The 21,304-nt window shown below is 48.4% G+C and carries 23 protein-coding genes, 4 tRNA genes, 1 pseudogene and 1 other annotated feature; of the genes and pseudogenes, 5 read left to right on the plus strand and 23 right to left on the minus strand.

The genetic code is table 11. The features are described 5' to 3' along the window. The 3 genes from tadA to JCM14374_RS08400 form a co-directional block, all read right to left on the minus strand. On the minus strand, positions 1–445 hold a 445-nt coding region (gene tadA / locus JCM14374_RS08390), incomplete at its 3' end, for a tRNA adenosine(34) deaminase TadA (RefSeq protein WP_054696012.1). Between the two features lie 230 nt (positions 446–675). Beyond that, positions 676–752, minus strand: a tRNA-Arg gene (locus JCM14374_RS08395). A 265-nt stretch (positions 753–1,017) separates the two neighbouring features. After that, complete coding sequence (locus tag JCM14374_RS08400; protein ID WP_054696014.1) at positions 1,018–1,383, minus strand: winged helix-turn-helix domain-containing protein; 366 nt, start codon at positions 1,381–1,383, stop codon at positions 1,018–1,020. Positions 1,384–1,711: 328 nt separating this feature from the next. On the opposite strand from JCM14374_RS08400, the gene JCM14374_RS08405 reads away from it, so the two are divergent. After that, positions 1,712–2,059: a helix-turn-helix domain-containing protein gene (locus JCM14374_RS08405; RefSeq protein WP_172674193.1), complete on the plus strand. Its 348-nt coding sequence runs from the start codon at positions 1,712–1,714 to the stop codon at positions 2,057–2,059. 224 nt (positions 2,060–2,283) lie between these two features. Continuing rightward, complete coding sequence (locus tag JCM14374_RS13140) at positions 2,284–2,658, plus strand: ImmA/IrrE family metallo-endopeptidase (protein WP_278279260.1); 375 nt, start codon at positions 2,284–2,286, stop codon at positions 2,656–2,658. 28 nt (positions 2,659–2,686) lie between these two features. On the opposite strand, the gene JCM14374_RS08410 is transcribed toward JCM14374_RS13140, so the two are convergent. The 9 genes from JCM14374_RS08410 to JCM14374_RS08435 form a co-directional block, all read right to left on the minus strand. Further along, positions 2,687–3,787, minus strand: a complete 1,101-nt coding sequence (locus JCM14374_RS08410) for a hypothetical protein (RefSeq protein ID WP_054696020.1) — start codon at positions 3,785–3,787, stop codon at positions 2,687–2,689. Further along, positions 3,784–6,459 (minus strand): Eco57I restriction-modification methylase domain-containing protein, encoded by a 2,676-nt coding sequence (locus tag JCM14374_RS08415; protein WP_054696023.1) that lies wholly within the window; start codon positions 6,457–6,459, stop codon positions 3,784–3,786. The genes JCM14374_RS08410 and JCM14374_RS08415 overlap by 4 nt, the downstream gene beginning before the upstream one ends. Continuing rightward, positions 6,449–8,692 carry a helicase-related protein gene (locus tag JCM14374_RS08420; RefSeq protein WP_157049043.1) on the minus strand — a complete coding sequence of 748 codons (2,244 nt, stop codon included), beginning with the start codon at positions 8,690–8,692 and terminating at the stop codon, positions 6,449–6,451. Before JCM14374_RS08420 ends, JCM14374_RS08415 begins: the two co-directional genes overlap by 11 nt. Before the next feature lie 107 nt (positions 8,693–8,799). Then, positions 8,800–9,666 carry a phospholipase D-like domain-containing protein gene (locus tag JCM14374_RS13535; protein ID WP_157049044.1) on the minus strand — a complete coding sequence of 289 codons (867 nt, stop codon included), beginning with the start codon at positions 9,664–9,666 and terminating at the stop codon, positions 8,800–8,802. Continuing rightward, a complete protein-coding gene (locus JCM14374_RS08425) occupies positions 9,651–9,869 on the minus strand; it encodes a hypothetical protein (RefSeq protein ID WP_157049045.1) in 219 nt (72 codons plus the stop codon). Before JCM14374_RS08425 ends, JCM14374_RS13535 begins: the two co-directional genes overlap by 16 nt. A 41-nt stretch (positions 9,870–9,910) precedes the next feature. Then, positions 9,911–10,090 (minus strand): hypothetical protein, encoded by a 180-nt coding sequence (locus JCM14374_RS13540; protein WP_157049046.1) that lies wholly within the window; start codon positions 10,088–10,090, stop codon positions 9,911–9,913. A gap of 81 nt (positions 10,091–10,171) precedes the next feature. Further along, on the minus strand, positions 10,172–10,375 hold the full coding sequence (locus JCM14374_RS13775) for a hypothetical protein (RefSeq protein WP_172674194.1): 204 nt from the start codon (positions 10,373–10,375) through the stop codon (positions 10,172–10,174). Positions 10,376–10,506: 131 nt separating this feature from the next. Continuing rightward, positions 10,507–10,725, minus strand: coding sequence for a DUF2922 domain-containing protein (locus JCM14374_RS08430; RefSeq protein ID WP_054696031.1), 219 nt, complete (start codon positions 10,723–10,725; stop codon positions 10,507–10,509). A 55-nt stretch (positions 10,726–10,780) separates the two neighbouring features. Continuing rightward, complete coding sequence (locus JCM14374_RS08435) at positions 10,781–11,005, minus strand: DUF1659 domain-containing protein (protein WP_054696034.1); 225 nt, start codon at positions 11,003–11,005, stop codon at positions 10,781–10,783. 362 nt (positions 11,006–11,367) lie between these two features. Here JCM14374_RS08435 and JCM14374_RS08440 point away from each other — a divergent pair, with 362 nt between their 5' ends. Genes JCM14374_RS08440 through JCM14374_RS08450 form a run of 3 tightly spaced genes read left to right on the plus strand, consistent with a single transcriptional unit; the run spans position 11,368 to position 14,344 of the window. Beyond that, positions 11,368–12,378 carry a DNA cytosine methyltransferase gene (locus tag JCM14374_RS08440; protein WP_054696037.1) on the plus strand — a complete coding sequence of 337 codons (1,011 nt, stop codon included), beginning with the start codon at positions 11,368–11,370 and terminating at the stop codon, positions 12,376–12,378. Then, complete coding sequence (locus tag JCM14374_RS08445) at positions 12,378–13,763, plus strand: hypothetical protein (protein ID WP_054696040.1); 1,386 nt, start codon at positions 12,378–12,380, stop codon at positions 13,761–13,763. Before JCM14374_RS08440 ends, JCM14374_RS08445 begins: the two co-directional genes overlap by 1 nt. Beyond that, positions 13,760–14,344, plus strand: a complete 585-nt coding sequence (locus JCM14374_RS08450) for a hypothetical protein (RefSeq protein ID WP_054696043.1) — start codon at positions 13,760–13,762, stop codon at positions 14,342–14,344. The genes JCM14374_RS08445 and JCM14374_RS08450 overlap by 4 nt, the downstream gene beginning before the upstream one ends. Positions 14,345–14,601: 257 nt before the next feature. Here the strand turns inward: JCM14374_RS08450 and JCM14374_RS08455 are convergent. The 11 genes and pseudogenes from JCM14374_RS08455 to pdxS all read right to left on the minus strand — a co-directional run bounded on the left by JCM14374_RS08455 (position 14,602) and on the right by pdxS (position 21,168). Further along, positions 14,602–14,678: transfer RNA gene (locus tag JCM14374_RS08455), tRNA-Arg, on the minus strand. 6 nt (positions 14,679–14,684) lie between these two features. Next, positions 14,685–14,778, minus strand: a tRNA-Ser gene (locus JCM14374_RS08460). A 13-nt stretch (positions 14,779–14,791) separates the two neighbouring features. Beyond that, a tRNA-Ser gene (locus JCM14374_RS08465) sits at positions 14,792–14,881 on the minus strand. Positions 14,882–15,055: 174 nt separating this feature from the next. Continuing rightward, on the minus strand, positions 15,056–16,333 hold the full coding sequence (gene serS / locus JCM14374_RS08470; RefSeq protein ID WP_054696046.1) for a serine--tRNA ligase: 1,278 nt from the start codon (positions 16,331–16,333) through the stop codon (positions 15,056–15,058). 93 nt (positions 16,334–16,426) lie between these two features. Continuing rightward, a complete protein-coding gene (locus tag JCM14374_RS14665; protein ID WP_242848909.1) occupies positions 16,427–17,119 on the minus strand; it encodes an ACT domain-containing protein in 693 nt (230 codons plus the stop codon). Next, the gene (locus JCM14374_RS14670) at positions 17,116–17,613 is read right to left on the minus strand and encodes an NAD(P)-dependent oxidoreductase (RefSeq protein WP_242848910.1); all 498 of its coding nucleotides are present in this window, start codon (positions 17,611–17,613) and stop codon (positions 17,116–17,118) included. The genes JCM14374_RS14665 and JCM14374_RS14670 overlap by 4 nt, the downstream gene beginning before the upstream one ends. Next, positions 17,531–18,022 carry a Rossmann-fold NAD(P)-binding domain-containing protein gene (locus JCM14374_RS14675; RefSeq protein WP_242848911.1) on the minus strand — a complete coding sequence of 164 codons (492 nt, stop codon included), beginning with the start codon at positions 18,020–18,022 and terminating at the stop codon, positions 17,531–17,533. Before JCM14374_RS14675 ends, JCM14374_RS14670 begins: the two co-directional genes overlap by 83 nt. 128 nt (positions 18,023–18,150) lie before the next feature. Beyond that, on the minus strand, positions 18,151–19,311 hold the full coding sequence (locus JCM14374_RS08480) for a pyridoxal-phosphate-dependent aminotransferase family protein (protein ID WP_054696049.1): 1,161 nt from the start codon (positions 19,309–19,311) through the stop codon (positions 18,151–18,153). Positions 19,312–19,366: 55 nt separating this feature from the next. After that, positions 19,367–19,565 (minus strand) — a binding site (T-box leader). Positions 19,566–19,720: 155 nt separating this feature from the next. Next, positions 19,721–20,164: a pyridoxal 5'-phosphate synthase glutaminase subunit PdxT gene (gene pdxT / locus JCM14374_RS08485; RefSeq protein WP_500797393.1), complete on the minus strand. Its 444-nt coding sequence runs from the start codon at positions 20,162–20,164 to the stop codon at positions 19,721–19,723. Positions 20,165–20,172: 8 nt separating this feature from the next. Next, on the minus strand, positions 20,173–20,295 hold the full coding sequence (locus JCM14374_RS16080) for a hypothetical protein (protein WP_500797394.1): 123 nt from the start codon (positions 20,293–20,295) through the stop codon (positions 20,173–20,175). Next, a pseudogene (pdxS, locus tag JCM14374_RS08490) lies at positions 20,285–21,168 on the minus strand (pyridoxal 5'-phosphate synthase lyase subunit PdxS). Before pdxS ends, JCM14374_RS16080 begins: the two are co-directional and overlap by 11 nt. Positions 21,169–21,304 lie beyond the last annotated feature (136 nt).

Here is a 21,304-nt window from a genome sequence, read left to right on the forward strand (position 1 = left end):
GTTTTGCCGCAAAAAAATCCTTCATTATCTGCCCGCATTCTTCGGCCAATACCCCAGACTTCACTTTTACCCGGTGGTTCAATGTCGGATAATCCAGGAGATTAATTACAGACCCTGCCGCTCCAGCTTTGGGATCATAGGCGCCGAACACCAGCCTGCCCAGCCGGGCCTGAATCATAGCTCCGGCACACATAGGACAGGGTTCCAGAGTAACATACATGGTAGCATCGGTCAACCTCCAGGAACCTATCTTCACAGCCGCTCTTTGCAGAGCCAGCATTTCTGCATGGGCGGTGGCATCCCCGCGCAGTTCTTTCTCATTACGGGCTTTTGCTGTTAATTCTCCGCCTGCTACCACAATCGCCCCGACTGGAATTTCCCCGTTTTCCAGGGCTTCACGTGCCAGTTCGAGAGCCAATCTCATATATTCCTGGTCATTATTCATTGTTTATCCTCAACCCTGCAATTAAGATTGTAGGGCATGCGCCCGTAAAGTGTCAAGAATCTAAGATAATCCGCCCTTACCGGCAGAAAACCATCTGTTCGCTGCGCCCGCAATGACACTGTAGATTGCCCTGCCAACGACCCCCGAGGTTCCTATCCGCAGCCTGTTGTAAAATATACTTTGCCATACATAAACAAATCCCACAAACACTTGTGGGATTAGATGTTCAATGGTGCGCCCGGAGGGACTCGAACCCCCGGCCCACGGTTTAGGAAACCGTTGCTCTATCCTACTGAGCCACGGGCGCATAAATCGCTGCTATGTCTGCACATAGCGGCAAAATCATTATATAAAAATTCCCCCTGGCGTGCAAGGGTTGCCATTCGTTAATAATTCAACAGCCACTAAGGCCCCCCTTCATATAAAATGTGGCCTTGAGCATAACATTTTATATGCCGATTTCATGCCATGCCTTGCTGTATAAATATAAGACAATGAAAACCATGGCTGCTATGACGATTAGAAACTTTAAAAATAAATTTTTGGAAATTGATACAAACGCAGCCCCTTTCTTAAACTGATATATTTTCCCCTATAAAGGTAACCGCTCCGGTCACCAAATAGTACCCTATGCCGGTCCGCGTGGCGATGACTGGGTTTTCCGGGTTGTGGCCCAGTTTGCGGCGGAGGTTGGTTATGTGAAAACGGGGGTTGCCGCCGCCGCATCCGGCCGGGTCGCTATCCAGGGTTTGGGCCAGCATCTCCACCGTAATGGGGCGGCCTTCCCGCCGGCAAAGCAGGGCCAGAAGGCGCATTTCCGCCGGGGTCAAACGGTTTTCATTGTCCTTGACCCATATCTCTCCCCGTTCCAGATCCACCATTATCTCCTGTCGCCGGCCCGGCAAGGCCTGGCTTTTTGATCGCTGTTTGTCTTTCATCCTCCGTCTCCTTATTGTTCATATCAAAATTGTTTTAAACTAACTCTCAGCCTCGCCCAATCAGGTTCTTCCTTAACCCTGACCAGTTTGGGGCTGGTTCTTTTAGTCAAGACCGTACGGCCATTTGTGCATCCCTCTCTGGCTGTCTGCCATGTTCTATTTTAATTATAGTGGCTTGATGCCATTTGCGCAAGCATAAAAATGGCGGCCTGCCGCTTTACAACGGTGCAATGTGCCACTTATAATATGGGTTAATAGAAAAGCCTCCCGAGGGAGGCGTATCAAGTGGTTTACGGGCATATGAAAAAGGATGCTTGCCTGGGCAGGCGTGCCGGGCAGGCGTGCGATTAAGGATGTGGGCAAAGTGGAGTATCCTCAGCGTCTGTCTGCACTGAGGAAGGCGAAGGGGCTTACCCAGGCACAGCTCTGCGAAGAGCTGGGGATAAAGGTCAATGCCTACCGCGAATGGGAGATGGGGCGGCGCAGGCCTGAACTGGAGTCTCTCATAATGCTGGCTGAATATTACGGTGTGTCCATGGACTACCTGCTGGGGCTGGAGCATGTAACCCTGGCCGCCAGCCAGGCCGGCGACCCCCTGGCTGATCTGTCGGACGAAGCCCGGCAGAGCGTATATGAGTTTATTGAATTTGTGCGCCAGCGTGACAAGAAAAAATAGTTTGATTTATGACAGTTATACGTCATAGCTATCTGTATGATTTAAAACAAGTATTGATTAAACCTGCCTGCGGGCAGGTTTTGTGCTGCATAGGACCTTCGACAAATCGCTGCAAGATGCGATTATTTGAGGTGATTTTCGATGACCACCGATGAACTTTATACCCTGGCCGAGGAACAGGCGTTTATATTGTACAGTGGAATTTCCCCGATGAAATCAATGGTCTGTACTTCCACGAGGAAGGAAAACCGCCGACCATAGCCCTGTCTGAGAGATTATCAGAAGGTTCCTCGCTGTACCGCTGCGTACTAGCCGAAGAACTGGGCCACCATTTTACCAGCGCCGGGAATCTTCTGCCATCCCGTTATTTCTACCGGTTATGGCGCAGCAACATCAGCCGCGGCGAATATAAGGCCCGGAAGTGGGCGGCAGAGACGTTGATTCCGAGGCAAAAACTAAAGGCTGCTCTGGCCGCCGGGGCCCGCGAGACCTGGGAGCTGGCCGAGGAATTCGGGGTAACCTGTGAAATAGTGCAGCTTCGTTTAAGTTTGAATGACTGCCAGGAATTGATCCGGTCATACCGGGGTCAGGAAGATTGAAGGGGTACATGCCTCCTGGTATTTATTTTCACAATTCAATATCATAAAGCCGATATACCATCTCATCCAACCGTTTTTGCACCTGCTCCAGTTCGTATAAGGCGTCCGGCTCGGACAGCTCACCAGAAAACTGGCGCACCTTGATACCATAGGCCTGGTTGAACAAGCTTTCAAAATCCTGGAGTTGTTGCTGATTAGGAATAATAATGGGGAGCTGCCGCGCGTCATTAATTTGAAAATGAGATGTATTATTTAAAAAATCGTCAACAAATTCACTTATATACTTCGAATTTATTAAACAAACCAGATACCAATCAGGGGTTAACCTGCATTGTGAGAATAAACTCATACTTAGAACATCATGAACCCCATTGGTCTTCATTCTGCACTTCAAATAAGTAGAATTGACATCGGTCCAGCAAAATCCTTCTCTAAAAAAGAAATTATACCCCTGCCATCTGGCCCGGGGGCTGGATGATAAATAGGCGACATTCTCTTTTGACCAGTCAATATAAAACGGAGTCTGTAAAAACCACCTGTTGCCTTCTTTATCCCCCTTATCGTAGGGCACAAAATGCGGTTTGCCCGGGCCTATTCCTTTCTCCTTTTCTTTTTCGGTCAACTTTTCTACTTCAGCTATTTCATCTGGTGAAACAATCCTGTATAGATAACCCTGACCGAAAATATCCCGGCCATATTTGGCTTTCAGCTTATCGAACAGCTCCCTGGTCTCCGCTTCCCCCAGCGCAGCCAGGTACTCTCTGGCCTCATTCAGGCCGGTGATATGCTTTAGACTGCTAATTCTATTTTTTTGTATAGCCTCCAGGAACTTAACGGGGCGGGTCTGCATAATCCTTGCTGCCACTGTGGAACCGGCGATAGCTCCCACAAAACGTCCGTTATCCGCTGTGGCCAATCCTTGTCCGCCATCGGTAATCAAGCCCAACAATGTCAGGTCCCCGGCCTGCAGACTCTGGCGGTAGGCTTCCAATTCCCCGGCATGTTCGGCAATCTTCTTACTGGTGCAAATCTTGTCCCACCATTGCTCCAGCAGCCGGCGCAGGGTCTGGTTATATTTTTTGTATATTTGGAGGTTGAGCGCGTTCGGAGGAAATAAAACCCGGTTCAAGGCCTGGCGTAGGTGGCTATATTTACCGGATAGATTTGCGGCTGCTCGAAATCATCCACGGCGTCTTTGAAGACCAGTTCGTAATCCTGCCCCCGCATATCCTCCTTAACCACGACAATGATGGCCGGCTCTACCATGGCATTCTGGAATACGTTCTCGGTCTTTATGATTTCCAGCACCCGGTTGTCCTGGAACAACCGGCGCAGGTTCTGTTTGGTTTGCAGCGTAAAATAGGTATTGGAGCTGATGTAGGCGATAATCCCGCCCTGGCGGGCAATATCGAAGGCTTTAATAAAAAAATAGTTGTAGAGGTCGTCGGACAAGCCATAAACCGCGCGGTAATAACCCTGGAATTCCTTATCCACCATCTTGTTCGAGACATAGGGCGGGTTGCCGATTACGACATCGAAGCCCCCGTTCTCCCGGTCGAATACCTCGTCAAAATGCAGCCGCCACAGCATGAAGGGGCGGTGGTTGGAAAGCCGGTACTGCTCGACCTCCGGCACCAAATCGGCTTTACCCTGCTCTTTCAAGGTGGTGCGGATGAAATCCCATACCAGGTCCTCTATCTGCAGCTTCAGTTCATCCTTTCTGGCTTTGTCGGTCTCGTTAAAAAGCAGGGCGCGTTTATCCTGGAGCTGCTGCTTTTTGGATTTACTGCCCTCATCCAGGCCTTCAAAAGCCAGGCTGACCACAACGGGCTTACGGCTGCCCTTCTGCAGCGATTTCAGGTCTTTTATCCTTTTTTCATAATGGTTTATCTCCTCTTGTATGGCCTGCTGCAGCTTCCTGTCCGGCTGTTGCTTAGAAAATGTCGCCATATATTCGGCGCTTTTTTCCTTAACGCGCGCTTCCAATAATTTTATTTCTTCACCTATATCACCGGCATCATGCAAAGCCAGTTCCTGGTCGAACAAGGTAATCCCTTTGTAATTCTCCAGCAGGCTGTCGCCCTGCATGATTTTGTAGTCCAGGTTGGGCAGGGGGCTTATATCCCTGACATTCTCCTCATCCACAACCAGGGACAGCCACAATCTCAGCTTGGCTATATCCACCGCGCTGGCGTCAATGTCCACGCCATATAGGGATGTCTCGATAGCGTGGCGCTTGAAATGATAGGGGGTCCGTTCGTTTCCGGACGGCAGTTCAGTGTTCAATATCCCCCTGACCCGTATTATTTCCTGCATCATGCCTACAGGGAAGGCCCCGGAACCGATAGCCGGGTCGCATATTTTTATATCCGCCAGGAGCCGGTCTATGGCAAGGGCATGGGATTTAACGCTCTCCGGCAACATTGAATCCCCGTAGGTCGGGCTGTCGGCTGCCAGCCTGCCGTTTCGCACCGCCTGTTCAACATCCCGGGAATATTCTCCCCGGCGCACCAGGTAAACAATATCGTCATAATCCACGCTTCCTGCCAAACCGCGGGCCAGGTAGCTGATCAGGCACTGCTGGCAGATATAGTGCACTATCTGGCGCGGGGTATAAAAGGCTCCTTTGGCTTTCTGGTCAACCGAATCCAGCAGCCTTTCAAATACCTTGCCCAGCATTTCCGGGTCAACCGCCACTTCCTTTTCCAATGGTTCATCTTCTTTGACGGTGAAGTTGTAGCGGTCAAATACCTCGAATATTTCCGCGAAAAGCGAGTTGGGCAGGAGTATGTCGGTTTTCTTCCAGTCATAGTTTTTGATCGGTTCAAATAAGCCGCCGTTCAGGAAGGGAATTCGGCAGCCCAGAGCACACCAATCCTGTTCTTTGCGCCGGTCCACAGCCAGGGTATCGTAGAAAAGCGGCTCCAGAACATCATTGAAGAAGTTGCGATAATTCTTTTTGTTAAACAATTGGCGCAAGAAATCACGGGGACCGCTGCCCCAGTCGGCCGGTTCGCCCGCTTCATTTTTCTCTACTCCCAACCAGCCCTTCTTCTGCAGGAAATACAGGAAGATCAATTGACCTAATAGTTTTTTGGAAAAATCAGCCTTATCGACCTCTTTGCGTTCAAACTCCCGGCGGATGGTACTGTCTTTTTTAATTATGCGTTCCAGTTCAGCCTTCAATTTTTCGAACAACTGCTTATATTCCAAGAAAAACTGGTCGGTAACCCGTTCGATGCTGAATGCCTGTTCTATGGTTTCCAGAGTGGGCCTTTTATCATCATTTATTAACAGGGGAATGAGGTGCTGCTGGGCGGTGTGGCTGGGTTCTCCCTTCCCCACCAGGAAGGAATAGCGCCGGGCTTCAGTCAATTTTCTCTGTACTCTCAAATTCCCGTCTGGAGTTGAAGTCAAGCTGTACCCCAGGCGAACGAAGGAGAACCGCCATTCAGCGGCCTCTTCGGCCTGGAATGCTACCAGTGCGGCGTCTTTGTTCTTATCATTCAGGTACCAGGCCACGAAGTTGCGCTGCATGGCACGGGCCCGTTCCAGTGCAGTTTCCCGGCGCAGATAGACCACCAGCACATCCATGACCCTGCCCTGGGGGTCGGTGTATTTCCCTATGCGCTGGTATTTCTTAACGTGGTCCGTAAAATGACGCGGTATGTAGACACCATTCCGGGTAAAGGGCTTGATTTCCATATCCAGCAGGTTACGGACAAAATAATCATACCTGCCCTGGTTGAATTCATTTTCAAAGGTTTCTTGTACCATATTCCTGGCTTCATCATATTTCATGCTTATGGCCTCCCTGCAGGTATTCGGACAGGATTACTTCTTTTTTATTAGAGCCTTTCTGTGCGGCTGTGTCAGGTTTTTCTTCAAGCAGGGACGCCGGAATATTCTTGCGCATTATAGCCAGTATCTTCAGGGGGTTAGCGTCTTTCTCCTTATCGAGCTGCTGCTTAATCCTTTTGGCGGTATTACGGGCTATAACTCCTTCTTCCAATGCCCTGCGCACCGCCCGCAGAAATTCTTCGTCTTCATCGGTATAACCGGCATAGTAAAGGATATTATTGGATTTTAAAATTTGCAGGAGGTATTTTTCATTGGACCTGCCGCCGCCGCGGCTTCTGCCGGTTGGCTCACCGGAATTGGCCTGCTCGAAGGCGTCTTTGTTATAATCCAGTAATTCGTAGTAATGCCGGGGAATAGGTAATCGTGATGTCTGCGGCTCGCAAGCCAGGATATCGGCCGCTTCAAAAAAGTTGATCTCGCTTGACTCGTCCCCATTGGTTATATAAATACGTTTGAGGTTGCCTTTACGGAAGAAGGTTATCAACCGGTCGAATTGGGTTCCGTTCCAGGCCCTGCCGGTTCGGGCTTTGCGCGGCAATTTCTTGATGCGTTCAAAAAGAGCCGGGTCTTCATCGCGCAGTTTCCGCAGCAGCTGCAGCTGCTCCAATTCGGTCCTCTCATCTTCGTCTTCACCCTGTAACAGGTTCTTATCATTGAGCCGTTTATATAGCTCAGCGCCTAGTATATCATGGGTGGTTACCACTTCTTCATCAGTTAGATAACGGGCGTCTTCACCCAGGGCATCATGAAACGCTTGTATCTTGGCTTTAATATTATCCTCCAGCCCCAGTTCCTTATCGGCCTGGGCCGTAGGAAAGAAATTGAAGATATAAATGCGGCTATGGGCAGTACCTACCCGATTGATTCGCCCTGCCCGCTGCAGTACCCGGGTGGGATTCCAGGGAAGGTCATAGTTGATAATAATATTAGAGCGGTGCAGGTTTACTCCTTCGGCCAGTACATCCGTAGTTATAAGGATTTGCACCTCATTAGCAGGGCTCTCATGACTGGGATCAAAATTCGCCCGGATAATATCTTTTGCTTGGTTGGCCCCCGAACATGAATCGCCGCTGTGCCGCAAGCCGCCGGAGCTGGAATAGAAGAAAATTTTACCGGGGTACTTTTGGTCAAGATGGTGGAGAAGGTATTCGCCGGTTTCTTTGGATTCGGTAAATACTATAACTTTTTTGCCTTTTAACAGCTTATTCTTTTTAAGTTGGGCCATAAATTCTGTCAGTTTGGGGTCTGTTTCCACCTGGTTCCACAAATCTTGCATCTGTTTTAAGGCTTGGAGATCATTTTCGAGCAATGCGATAAATTCGTCCCGGAATAAGCCCGCATCATATTTTTCCACCCGCTGCTGGTCTGCCAGTTCTAGCAGCCGCAATTCATCATCATTTTCCAGGAGGGCGAAAACGTTGATTTCACGGCTTATATAAACCGTACCCGACCGGTACATGGCTATAAATTTTTCATAAGAGGCGACAAACCGGGCCAGGGTATTGCGGAAGGCATGGAAACTGCTTTCCAGCCTTTTTACCAGCACGCTTTTCATAAAGGCGCCCAGATTGCGTTGGGACTGTTTCTCAAATTCCGGCAATGGTGTTTTTAAATACAGCAAGGGGGTATAACGTGAATAGGTCATTCTTTTTATTAACTGTATGGTCTGGTTAAAAATGTTATCGGTCGCCTGATCAAACTCATATACCAGACGCTGAGGGTCCTCTATTTCCGGGAAAAATAGGCCTTGTTGAGCCATGTCTTCAGCAAAGTATTTTTGAATTGAACTGCGGGTTCGTCTAACCATCACATATTTGAGTATCTTCTCTCTGACTTCCTTTGAGGCTTGTTTGACTGCCAGCATATACCGGGGATCATCTTTGGAGTATTTGTTAATCTTCGATTTCAGTGACTGAAAGAACTGCTCCAGGTCCAGAATACCTGGTATGGTTGATCGCTTCGGTATTTGGAACAATTTTAACTGGCTGAAAATATCATCGATCTTGTTATTTAGAGGGGTGGCCGAAACCAGGATTACCTTTTTCCCATGGCAGATTTGATGAAGCTGTTCATATCCCTGGGTGATTTCGTTCCTGAAACGGTGCGCCTCATCTATGAACACATAATCATACTTCCAATGGCTGGCCTTGAGTATTTCATCCAGTTTTCCCAATGAAACGACTTTAAAACTGCGTATACCGAAGTCGAAGAAGGTCTCCTGCCAGTATTCTTTTAGTATGGGGGGACAGACTATCAGTATTTTGCCGGGAAGCTGCTGGGCTAAAAGGCTGAAATGTAGGTCTTGCCGAGTCCGACTACATCGGCTAAAAAGACGCCGTTGTGGGCGTCCAGGATCTTCCTAGCGGAAACGACGGCTTGTTTTTGATATTTTAGCTCCATAAAACCCTGGGGCAGGTACGATTCAACCTCTTCATCCATATTGAGGTCTTCTTTCAGATATTCATAGAGGAACTTCAAATAGATCTCATAGGGAGAGATGCTGTCATTTAACCAGGTATTACAGTTGATGGTTTCCACATATTCTTGCGATATGTCTACCGCATCCCTCCACAGGGCCTCAAATTTCTTCAGGGCAAATTCCACATCAGCGCTGTTTTTTAATTCCACATTAAACTCGTAATTGTCTGATAATCCCGATTCCGAGAAGTTGCTGGACCCGGTTATTACCCTTCCGTAATCTAATTGATCAGGTGTGAAGCGGCTAATATATACTTTGGCATGTATGTTGGCACTGGGGTATGCCTTAATTTCCATTTTGCCGGAAGACAGGAATTCCATGAACCTTTTAACCCCGATTTCTACCTCATGATTATCCTCTGAATTGTCCATTTCATTGACCAGGGCGCGGGAGAAATTATCCCGGGTATTTTTATGTGATTCAAAATATAGTTCGTTCTGGCTGCGGCAGGTCTCAATGATTTCATAGGTCTGCCGGTCAATATTTAATCCTACTAGTATCCTTATTTTTTCAACCCCTTCCAGGGCCTCATACAGATTATAAAAGCCGCTGGTGCGAAAATACCCCACCAATACATCAAAGAACTGGACATGTTTTAGGGTTTTATTAAACCGGTCTAATAACGTGGCTCCGGGTTCGTTGGTGAAAAATGTCAGGTCGTTATGCACTTGTTACCCTCCCGGCATTTTATGGTTATTCCGGTTTTATTCAACACGGTTTTAGTTATTTCCTTCCAGGCATCGGCTTTTTCTGTTTTTCCGCTTATATCGAATGGCTGCATCTGCGTAAATGCTCCATAAACCCGCCGAGTACTCCCCAGAACCGTTTTAAAAATTAAAACCGTTTGCTGTGACAATAATGTGTCCTTCACCAGTTTCAGACAGTACAAATTCACCCTGCAGGCGATGGGCGTTATCGTTTTAGATTGCCGCGCCGCTGACGCTCCTCGCAACGACAAATACATAGTTTTTCTGCAAACGCCATATTTTCTGTCATTGCGAGCGACAGCGAAGCAATCTCTCCCTGTTTTCGCAGCAACGACAGGACAACGGTAATGCCGTTCGCGATGACACCTGCAATTGCCCTGCCCAAGCCCCTGAGCACACTTATTCACAGCCGTTTGCAAACCATACTTTCCTATACATCAAAACAGACCCGCTTGCGCCGGGTCTGTTACGTCTGTCTATTCTGTTTCAACTCTCCCTTGATCTCGTCGATATCCTCCCGGATATGTCCTACCTCCACCGCCAGCACCCGCTGGTTCTCGGCCACCTTCTCAATGCAGACTTGCAACTGCTGAATACATTGGGAGTAACGCTCCTCGCGTTCTTTGCTATCATTTAGCAATCGCTCCTCCCGCTTCTGGTTCTCCGTCATGATGCGGTTGTTGAACTGGTCGAACCGCCATAAGGCCCAGAAGAGGAAGGCCGCCCAAGGGCTGGCCTCCAGGAGAGTCTTGATGATCGTGGTCTCTATAGCCCATCACCTCATTTCTGTGCTGTGACGGACTAGCCCAGGTTAATTTCAGCGGTGTCGCGGGTTACTATACGAGCGCCGACTTTGCCGGTCAGGGTTCCGGCTGACCCATCAATTATGTTTTTGGCGATGATATTGTCCATCGCGGCGTTAATCTGAGCGGCGGTCACATCGGCCCGGGCGTTGTAAACCCGGATGGTATCCTTTGCGTTAGCAGAGGTGGCAAATATGAGTTCCAGGGTTCTTTCCATCGCGTTTTCCTCCTTTCCTCAGAATTAGGGTTCCTGTGTTGCCCGCCAATCAGGCTTAAATGTCCTGGATTTCAACGGTGTTCCTGCGCTGAATAGACAGGTTGGTTTTTTCCTGCAGGCCGAGCAGGGACTGGGCCACGGAATAGACATCCGCATCAGCAGCAGTGGTCTTTACATCGGGGTATACCCGGTTCTTGGTCAGCTGGCCTCCAGAAGCGCTGGTGCCGTTGTCCATCACCAGAACCAGTTCAGATCCGATGGGATTAGCGACAATAGCCATTCGTTTCACCTCCTTGATATTTATTTAGCTCCTCCGATTAAAAGCATAATATCCGGAGGTTTGGATGGTGTTTGGGGAAAGGATGGATGATGTGCAGTTTTGATGTTCTGGCAATAGCGGTAAATAGGTTAATGGAACTAGCCCTTGACGCATTATTTACGAAGAAAGATTGCTACTCTGCCCTCGTAATCACAGAGCCCTGACATTAGCATTCCTTCCCCTACACTCTATCAAAATATCTCCTAAAACGTTTGTTCGTAAAATTTGTTTTGTTTAACGTTTAAAAGCAGGAATTAGCAATTTAGCCACGAACATTACTATAAAAGGAGATCAATGTCAAGCTTATTTAAGGACGTGAACTAATGCGACTTGTGTCTTTGTTTTCAGGATGCGGAGGCATGGATCTCGGCTTTGAGATGGCCGGGTTTAACCGAGTATGGGCAAATGATTTTGACAAAGACGCCCAGGCTGTCTTTAGACTGAACCTGGGTGAAATAGACGATCGTGATATCAGAATGGTCCCCATTGACGACATTCCTGATTGCGATATTTTGACGGCAGGGTTTCCTTGTCAGCCTTTTTCGAATGCCGGCAATAGGAACGGCGTAAACGACAATCGAGGAACTTTATATCTTGAGTGCCTTAGAATAGTGAAGCACAAGCTGCCTAAGGTCGTTGTGTTTGAGAATGTAAAGGGTTTATTGTCTACAAAAGCACCAGACGGTAATAAATTAATTGACTTAATTATCAGCGACCTGGAATCTGCTGGCTACAATGTGGTTTATAAGCTGATCAACGCCAGCGATTATGGGGTTCCGCAGAATCGCGAAAGAGTAATCTTAGTTGGAGTTAGAAACGATCTTAATAAGTCATTTTCTTTTCCTGAACCTATCCCGAAAAACGGCTTGACATTGAGGGACGTATTAGATATTTCTCTGGATGTCCCTAATCAAGTTGATTGGCAGCTTTCGCCGCAGGCAATGTTCATGATCTCCCATATCCCTGAAGGGGGTTCATGGAAAAACGTACCCTACGAAATATTGCCGGAACGTTTTAAAAAAATACGAGACAACATGAAAAAATATAGATCTCCCAACTTTTACAGAAGGTTTTCTCGTGATGAAATTAATGGAACAATAACGGCTTCGGCTCAACCGGAAAATTGCGGCATCATTCATCCTATTCACAACAGGCGATATAATATAAGGGAGATAGCCAGAATTCAGACTTTTCCTGATACTTTTATTTTTATTGACGATAGCCCCAAGAACATTGTTGCCATGTATAAAGTAATTGGCAATGCGGTACCAGTACGTTTAGCATATGAAATTGCCACCGCGATAAAAAACCAATTATTTGGAGATGTTGTCTAATGAATACCGATAAAGCTTATATTTTCGGATTAATTGTTGGAGGAGGCGTTTTTGGCAGCAACAAAGATAGCTTCCACATCATTCTTCCATATAAAAAATGGGGTGACGCCGCAAAAAATCCGGCGCGCGCCGGAGATATTGCTCGCGATATTTTGAAGGTTGCCAAACCCGTTTTTAAGAGCGAATATAATTTGGATGTTTCATATCGAACAACTCCAAATTGGCGAATTGAATGTTCCGGCGATTGCACGTACCTATTCGATGATTTAAAGAAATACGGAATCGTGCCCAAAGGAGAGCTGCGAAAGAACGTAGATATAAAATCTATAGTAGCAGCGTTAGTCGATGATAACCTTAAACGGAGATTCCTGGCTGGCATTGCGGATACAATCGGTAGTACCACGCCATCTCACCGGAGATTTTCGGACGATACCCAAATAATCTCTTTTGAAATAGCCGGGTTTAATTATGAATTCGTCTGCGATTTATGTAAACTGCTATCTTCTGTCGGTTGCTATCCGGATCAAGTGCTATGGAACCATCCGAATATGCATAGCGGCAGAGATACATATTACAAGCCATGGAAAAAGGGGTTCAAATTGCGCGTTACCTTAGACCAATACACCAATTTCGGAGCTTTTGCATTTAAAACTAAGGCCAAATCCTCCCAGGCAAATAGGCGAAGGCAACGAAAAACCAATATAGCAGAGCCTTGCAAGGGCAAAAGTCTGAATATTAACGATGCAACCTGCTTCCATCCCAATGAAAATAGCAATCTTCTGCCGGAAGTTATTAGAGGCGGCCATTATATTCACCATAAGCACTTCTGCGCAGTTTTGGGCTGCGAAAATGCCCCTTATAGAGAACTGGACGCTTGTTTATTGTCTGCGGAAAACTACGTAAACCCCTTCGCTATTCTTCATAAGGGAACTTCTGACGATATTGACGAAATCGTCCGGTCAACGCCGATTATGGATGAAAGATGCTACGTTGAATCAGAATATTCCATTAAGAAATTATTAGAATGTTATTCCGATAATCCAAGCTCGTTGCTTCTTGGGGACGGAAAGTGCTCGGGATATCCAATAAGTACCATCTTAGATGCATTAGCGTATCTAGTAGCTGCTGAAACCGGTCAAACCAACGGAAAAAGGCCTAAGGGAAACCGTATTAAACTCTTAAGCCATTATATTGCTTCTAATCCAGGAGTCAGAGTTACTTTTCGTATTCCCGATCTATTAACGCCATTAATAATAGCCCATTCCGATTATGCAGCCTTAGTTGGCCCGCAGAATCCCGTTGTTTATAAAAAGCTTATTTCCTTTGATCCTGACAATAAATACAAACTATTGCTACGCCAAATTACGGAGGCCGATTTGAGATGAGCGAAGGAAATGAGATATCGTATTATCCTGAAATAATGCACTTTGTAGAAGCACAAGTCAAAAGCAATTTTAAGGCGAACTACGGCAGGGACTTACAGGTCTATTTTAAAAACGGCGAACTGAGCTCCGGGTTAAAAGCCATCATTAACGAAAACAAGTTGGAAATAGAAAAGATAGCTGATTTTGCTGCCGGCGTTCCACCTTTGAATCTCGACATTTTCGCAATTATAACTGACGGCGTCAAGTTCGAGCTGTTGATCCTAGAAATTAAGAAGCTAAATAGTGTAGGTTTAAATCAATGGTCTCAATTAGTTGGCTATTGTATCGTATCAAATGCGCGTTTTGGTCTCTTGATAAACGTCAACGGCGGTCCAAGCCCTCGGTTGGCCGATTTGTTGCAGAACGATCAGAACATATCCCGGATACGTAGACTTAAGCCTGATGGCGAAAGCTTGCATTTGCTAGGCATGATGGAATGGAACAGTTACACGAAGAATTTAGAATACTCCAACTTGGGGACCGTGGCCTCGTTGTCTAAATTGTGCAGTTTTATAAGAGATGAATTTAACAAGGATCGCTAATACGTTATTGGTTTTTACCTCTCTTTAACGCTTCAAAGAGTTTCCAATGAAACTCGTCTCAATTAACCTGGCATTCCATATAATCAAGACTTTTCATTCCGTTTTCCGAAGCCCTTAGCACGACATTTCATCTCTCTCGATATTTAGTTTAGGTTTATCTTCTCAATATATGGTTTCTTATGTTACCGTAGCTGAACTCTTCAAAATCATTAGCCAACACAAAAAGCCCGGCATTTCGGGCTTTACAGGATGCTAAATGGCGCGCCCGGCAGGATTCGAACCTGCGACCTCCAGATTCGTAGTCTGTTACTCTATCCGGCTGAGCTACGGGCGCACATAATGGCGGAGAGAGAGGGATTCGAACCCTCGAAGCAGCTTATCACCGCTTACTCGCTTAGCAGGCGAGCGCCTTCAGCCGACTCGGCCATCTCTCCACGTATTCAGTTATGGCGGAGGAGGTGGGATTCGAACCCACGGAACCCGCAAAGGTTCAACGGTTTTCAAGACCGCCTCCTTCAACCGCTCGGACACCCCTCCATGGCGAAGGATCTTGGCTTACGCCAATGCAAAAGACAGTATAGCACAGGCGGGCTTTACCTGTCAATATACCGCATCGGATCTGGTTTGGCTGAGCTTGTTCTCATTTTTCTGCTTTTTCACCCTGCCTCTCCAGGGTCATGAGGGTCTGTTTTAATCTGCTCCAGTTTGCTATTATCTGCTGGTAATAACCTTAAGGCCGCCCAGGTAAGGGCGCAGGGCTTCGGGAACTTCTACTGCGCCGTCCTCTTGCTGATAATTTTCCAAAATTGCGGCTACAGTGCGGTCAATGGCCACCCCTGACCCGTTTAAGGTATGCACAAAGCGCGGTTTGGCCTTGGGATCGGGCCGGTAGCGGATATTAGCCCTGCGGGCCTGGAAGTCCTCACAATTTGAACAAGAAGATATTTCCTTATATTCTCCATAGCTGGGCATCCATACTTCCAGGTCATATGTCTTGGCGGATGAAAATCCCATATCCCCGGTTGACAGCAGAACCACCCGGTAGGGCAGCCCCAGCAGCTGCAGCACTTCCTCCGCATCGGCGGTGAGTTTTTCCAGTTCTTCATAGGATTTTTCCGGTTCCACAATCTTGACCAGTTCCACTTTGTTAAACTGGTGCAGGCGAATAATCCCGCGGGTATCACGTCCGTGCGAACCCGCTTCGGCGCGGAAGCAGGGGGTATATGCGGTCAAATAGGCCGGCAGTTGTCCCGCCTCCAGAATTTCTTCGCGGTACAGGTTGGTCAGTGGCACTTCGGCCGTGGGTATCAGGTACATTTCCCGGCCTTCGACCTTAAACATATCTTCGGCAAATTTAGGCAGCTGGCCGGTTCCCTGCATACAGTCAGCCGTAACCATAAAAGGCGGCAGTATCTCCTGGTAATGATGACGATTAACATGAATATCCAAAAAGAAGTTTATTACCGCTCGTTCCAGGCGTGCGCCCCAGCCTTTGTAAACTGTAAACCGCGCTCCCGATAATTTGGCGGCTCTTTCAAAATCCAAAATATCAAGATTAGGCCCGATATCCCAGTGCGCCAACGGTTCAAAGTCAAAACGGCGCGGCTCACCCCAGCGCCTGATCTCCACGTTGCTGTTTTCATCAGGTCCTACCGGCACGCTTTTATGGGGAAGATTGGGTACCCCCAGCAGAATCCGGTCTATCTCCTGTTCTATCGCGGCTATTTCATCATCCAGTTCTTTTATATCCTGCCCGGTCTGGCGGACCTTTTCCATCAATTCGGCCGGGTTCTGGCCTTCTTTTTTTAGCTTGCCCACCTGCTGGGAAGCGGTATTGCGAAAGTTCTTCAACTCCTCCACCCGGGTCAGGAGGGAGCGGCGCGTTTCGTCCAGGCCCAGGAATTTGTCCAGGGCTCCGCTGAGGCCCCTCTTCTGAAGAGCAGCATCTACGGCCTGCGGGTTGGCCCGAATGTATTTGGCATCTAACATCCAATCCCTCCTAAATATTGTTTCAACGCAGATTATTTTTTAAATGACGCGGTTTAAATCTACTCCATCAGCGTTAATCTGCTTTAATAATCCTTAAAACACCAGCAGGCGGGGCTGGTCGATTATTCCGTCCATTTGCGCCAGTTCATCCAGAACCGCTTCATCTACCTTGCTGTCAACATTGATCAGCATGATGGCGTTTTCGCCTCTAACCCGGCGTCCGGTCTTCATGGAAGCGATATTAACCCCGTGATCGCCCAGGGCGGTCGCTACCGGGCCGATTACTCTGGGTCTGTCTTCGTTTTGTACAATTATTACATAACCCTCCAGGTTGGTTTCGGTTTCATAACCGTTTATTTCCACCAGCAGGGGGTCGTGACCGCGGGATACGGTCCCGGAAATATCCAGGTCATGGCCGTGGTTAAAAATCTGAGCAGTAATTAGATTTTTATAACGTTTGGGACTCTGTTCTTCCTTTTGTTCAAATATCTTAATACCCCTGTCTTCTGCCACCAGGCGGGCATTTACATAATTGACCCGGCCTTCCATTACCGGGGCTAATAGCCCCTTCAAAAAGGCTACGGTAAGGATCTGGGTTTCGTTTTTGGAAATAGGGCCGCTGTAGGTAAGCTCCACCCGGTCCACTGAAGCCTTCTCCAGCTGGTAATACATATTCCCCATTCTTTCGGCCAGGGTAATATAGGGCCGTAAATAATCCAGCTCCTCACTCATCAGGCTGGGCAGGTTGACCATGTTAGGCACGATGTCGCCTTTTAGGGCTTTCATAACCTGCTCGGCAATGTTTTCACCCACCGCTTCTGGGCTTCGAAGGTATCCGCGCCTAGATGCGGGGTTACCACGGTATTTTTGAATTTGAACAACGGGTTTTCCGGGTCAGCCGGTTCTTTTTCAAACACGTCCAATCCGGCGCTGGCAATATGCCCTGTTTTCAGGCCCTCAATCAACGCGGTTTCCTTTATGATGCCGCCGCGGGCGCAGTTTACCACCCTGACCCCCGGTTTGGCCAGTTTGAACATTTCCTCGTTTATCATATGCATGGTTTCTTCATTACGCGGGGTATGCACGGTTATAATATCAGCTTCCCGGATTAAATCCTCCAGGCGTTCTCTTTTTTCCGCCCCGAAGCGCTCAAAGCGTTCATCAGCGATATAGGGATCATAAGCTATGACCTTCATGTTAAAGGCTTTCAGCCTGGTAGCCACCATGGAGCCGATGCGCCCCAGTCCCACTATTCCTACGGTTTTCCCGTATAACTCCATGCCCCGGAAGCTTGCGGTCCCATTGGCCGCCTTTGACGAATTGGTTGGCGGCAGCGGTAAAACGGCACGAGGACAGCAACAGGCTGATCGTCTGCTCAGCGGCGGAAATGGTGTTGCTGTCCGGTGTATTGGCAACAATAACGCCGTAGCGGGTGCAGACATCCACATCGATGTTATCCACCCCGTTGCCGGCCCGGCCAACCACTTTCAGCCGGGGTACTCCCCGGCTGATAAGTTCTTCATTGACTTTGGTAACACTGCGGACTATCAGGGCATCATAATTGCCGATAATATCCAGGAGTTCTTCCCTGGCTATCCCGTCGCGGTAATCAACCTCCATTTGGGTTTTTAATAGTTCTATGCCTTCGTCAGCTATTCTCTCGGTTACGATAACCTTTTTCTTCTCCACGCTGTATCTCCTTTCTACGCAGATCACATCTTATCCTAATTTCTCTTCAACAGCTTTCCCGGAACTAACCAGCGTAAGCCGTATTTTCAGTTATTTGCTTTTCTTTGCCGCGTTGTCCGCGTGAAATGTTACTGGTTGTGCTTCTTGAGCAGGAACTGCTGGGCCTGATTAACGCCCACTCCCAGTTCCAGCTTATACCCGAACTTAAGCAGGGCCATCTCCAGGGCTGCCAGGACTGCCAGCAAATCCAGTTCGCGCACATAACCCAGGTGCCCGATGCGGAATATCACATTATCGAGGGTTTGCTGACCCCCGGCCAGAATAATATTAAATTCCTCATTCATATACTTGCGAATTTTATTGGCGCCGGGGTCTTCGGGGGCTATTACCGAAGTCAAGGCCGGCGACGCATTGCTGTCTGCGGCTAAGAACCGCAGGCCCATGGCCTTTACCGCCGCGCGCACCATGTCCCTGCAAGACTCATGGCGGGCAATGATCTGATCCAATCCTTCCTCCAGCATCATCTGCAGGGCTTCATGCAAACCGTAATAGAGGGAAATGGCTGGAGTATAGGGATTTTGCCCTTTTTCCAGGTATTTTAAAGCATTGGTCACATCCCAGTAGAAGCGGGGGTTTTGGCATTTTTTGTGAACTTGTAAAGCCTTTTCGCTGAAACCCAAAAAACTCAACCCCGGCGGAATCATAAAGGCTTTTTGCGATCCGCTCACGACTACATCCAAACCCCATTCGTCCATGCGCAGATCTACTGCGGCCAAACCGCTGACCGCATCTACCATTAACAGGGCCGGGTGGTCGCCCATGGCCTCCTTTATGGCTTTTATATCATTGAAAACCCCTGTAGAAGTCTCGTTCTGGGTAACCAGAACCGCCTTTATTTCCTTATTTACATCCGCCTGCAGTTTATCGCGTACCTGTTGGGGGTCGGCGGCAGTTCCCCAGGTAAATTCGATTTTATCGACAACCGCCCCGAATTCAGCGGCTATTTTGGCGAACCGGTCTCCGAAAACGCCTATAGATACTGCGAGCACTTTATCTCCGGGAGAGACAAAATTGACAATAGCCGCTTCCAGCGCGCCGCTTCCCGATGAGGGAAATATTATGAGGTTTTGCTGGGTGCGGTATATTTTTTTAACTCCCTCCGTACAATCCAATAAAATTTCTTTAAATTCCGGACCCCGGTGGTTGACCATGGGCTTGCTCATGGCCCTGGCCACTCTATCCGGCAGCGGGGTAGGACCTGGCAGCAGTAAATACTGTTCGCCTATCATTTCAAAAATACCCTCCTTGCAATATTGGCTTTTAAAACAGAAAACCCCCCGTCCGTTCAGGGACGAGAGGTAAATCCCGCGTTGCCACCCTAGTTGGTGTAAATACACCCACTCGGAGCTGTTAACGGTTGCACCGGCGCTGCTTTCACAGCCTGCTCCGGGGTGGATTCAAAACCCGGCATCACTGGTTTGCACCTCCCACCAGCTCTCTAAAGCTACCGACTGTTCTTACTATTCCCCATCATTGCATTTAAAATTTAAAGATGGATTTTATTATATTACAGGCTAACCCTATTTTGCAAGGCAATATACAATATTATTTGCCGTTACTGGTTGTTTTATATCTCAGCAAATACACGTATTCCAGCAGGAATTTATTATTAATCCGCGTTCATGCGTTCATCTGCGTCTAAATCCGCATCATGTCTAAAAAGTAGCGGTGCACATCCCGGCTTTCAGTTAGTTCGGGATGAAAGGCGGTTGCCAGATACTGGCGTCCCTGCTCCACCATGACGATTATGTCCCGAAACCGGCACAGCACCCGGGCCCCTCCCCAGCAATCCTCTACATAGGGAGCGCGGATAAAAACGCCCCGCGTCTGGCCTAATCCTTCTATATCAAGATCAGTCTCAAAACTGTCCACCTGGCGTCCAAAGGCATTGCGCTTTACCCGGATGTCCATCAATCCCAGGCGATACTGCTCGGAGCCGGCTATGTCTTTGGCCAGCAGTATCATCCCGGCACAGGTCCCCCAAATAGGCATGCCTTGTGCGGCGCGTTCCAGTATCTTGTCACCGAGCCTGAATTCCTGCATCAAACGGCCAATCGTAGTACTCTCCCCGCCCGGGATCACCAGGCCGTCTATTTTATCCAGGTCAGCCAGGCTTCTGACCTGTACGGCATCAGCCCGCAGTGGTTAAAGGCCTGTTCATGTTCTATAAACGCACCTTGCAAGGCCAGGATGCCCACTTTTTTACCAGCCACGATCCTGCATCCTTTCTTCGGGACGGATGCTGGAAATCTCAATGCCAACCATGGCTTCGCCCAGATCCTTGGACACTTCGGCCAGCATTGCCGGGTCGTTATAATAGGTGGTGGCAGCCACTATCGCCCGGGCGCGTTTCAGGGGATCCCCGGATTTAAATATACCTGAACCCACGAATATGCCGTCACAGCCCAGCTGCATCATCAAGGCCGCGTCAGCCGGGGTTGCTATTCCTCCCGCGGCAAAGTTGACGACCGGCAGTCTTCCTGCTTTTCTTACTTCCAAAAGGAGTTCATAGGGGGCCTGCAATTCTTTGGCCGCTGCCATCAGTTCGTCTTCCGGCAGACCCAATACCCAGCGGATCTCGTCATTCACCTGGCGGATGTGACGCACCGCTTCTATAACATTGCCGGTACCCGGTTCCCCCTTGGTGCGTATCATGGCCGCTCCTTCGCCGATGCGGCGCAGGGCTTCGCCCAGGTTGCGGGCTCCGCATACAAAGGGTACTTTAAAGGCTCTTTTATTTACATGGTATTTGTCATCTGCCGGGGTCAAGACTTCACTCTCATCTATATAATCCACCCCCAGGGCTTCCAAAACCTGAGCTTCCACAAAATGCCCGATGCGGCATTTGGCCATAACCGGTATAGTCACCGCATCCATTATTTTCAGGATTACGGCCGGATCAGCCATACGGGCTACTCCTCCCGCCGCTCTAATGTCAGCCGGTACGCGTTCCAGGGCCATTACCGAACAGGCGCCCGCTTCCTCGGCTATTTTGGCCTGTTCCGGCGTGGTTACGTCCATAATTACGCCGCCCTTTAACATCTGGCCAGCCCGGCCTTAACTCCAAAAGTCCCTTTCTCCTCCATCTATCTCACCTCTATAATCTTAAGAATTTTCAACACAGATTAACACAGATTCTGACGGATTTACACAGATATCTTTCATAAAGCGTTAGAACATTTTTCATTTATATGCAATGACTGAAGAAGATGGCCGCGTCGC

The sequence above is a fragment of the Syntrophomonas palmitatica JCM 14374 genome (genome assembly GCF_001311885.1).
Classification (GTDB): Bacteria; Bacillota; Syntrophomonadia; order Syntrophomonadales; family Syntrophomonadaceae; genus Syntrophomonas_A; species Syntrophomonas_A palmitatica.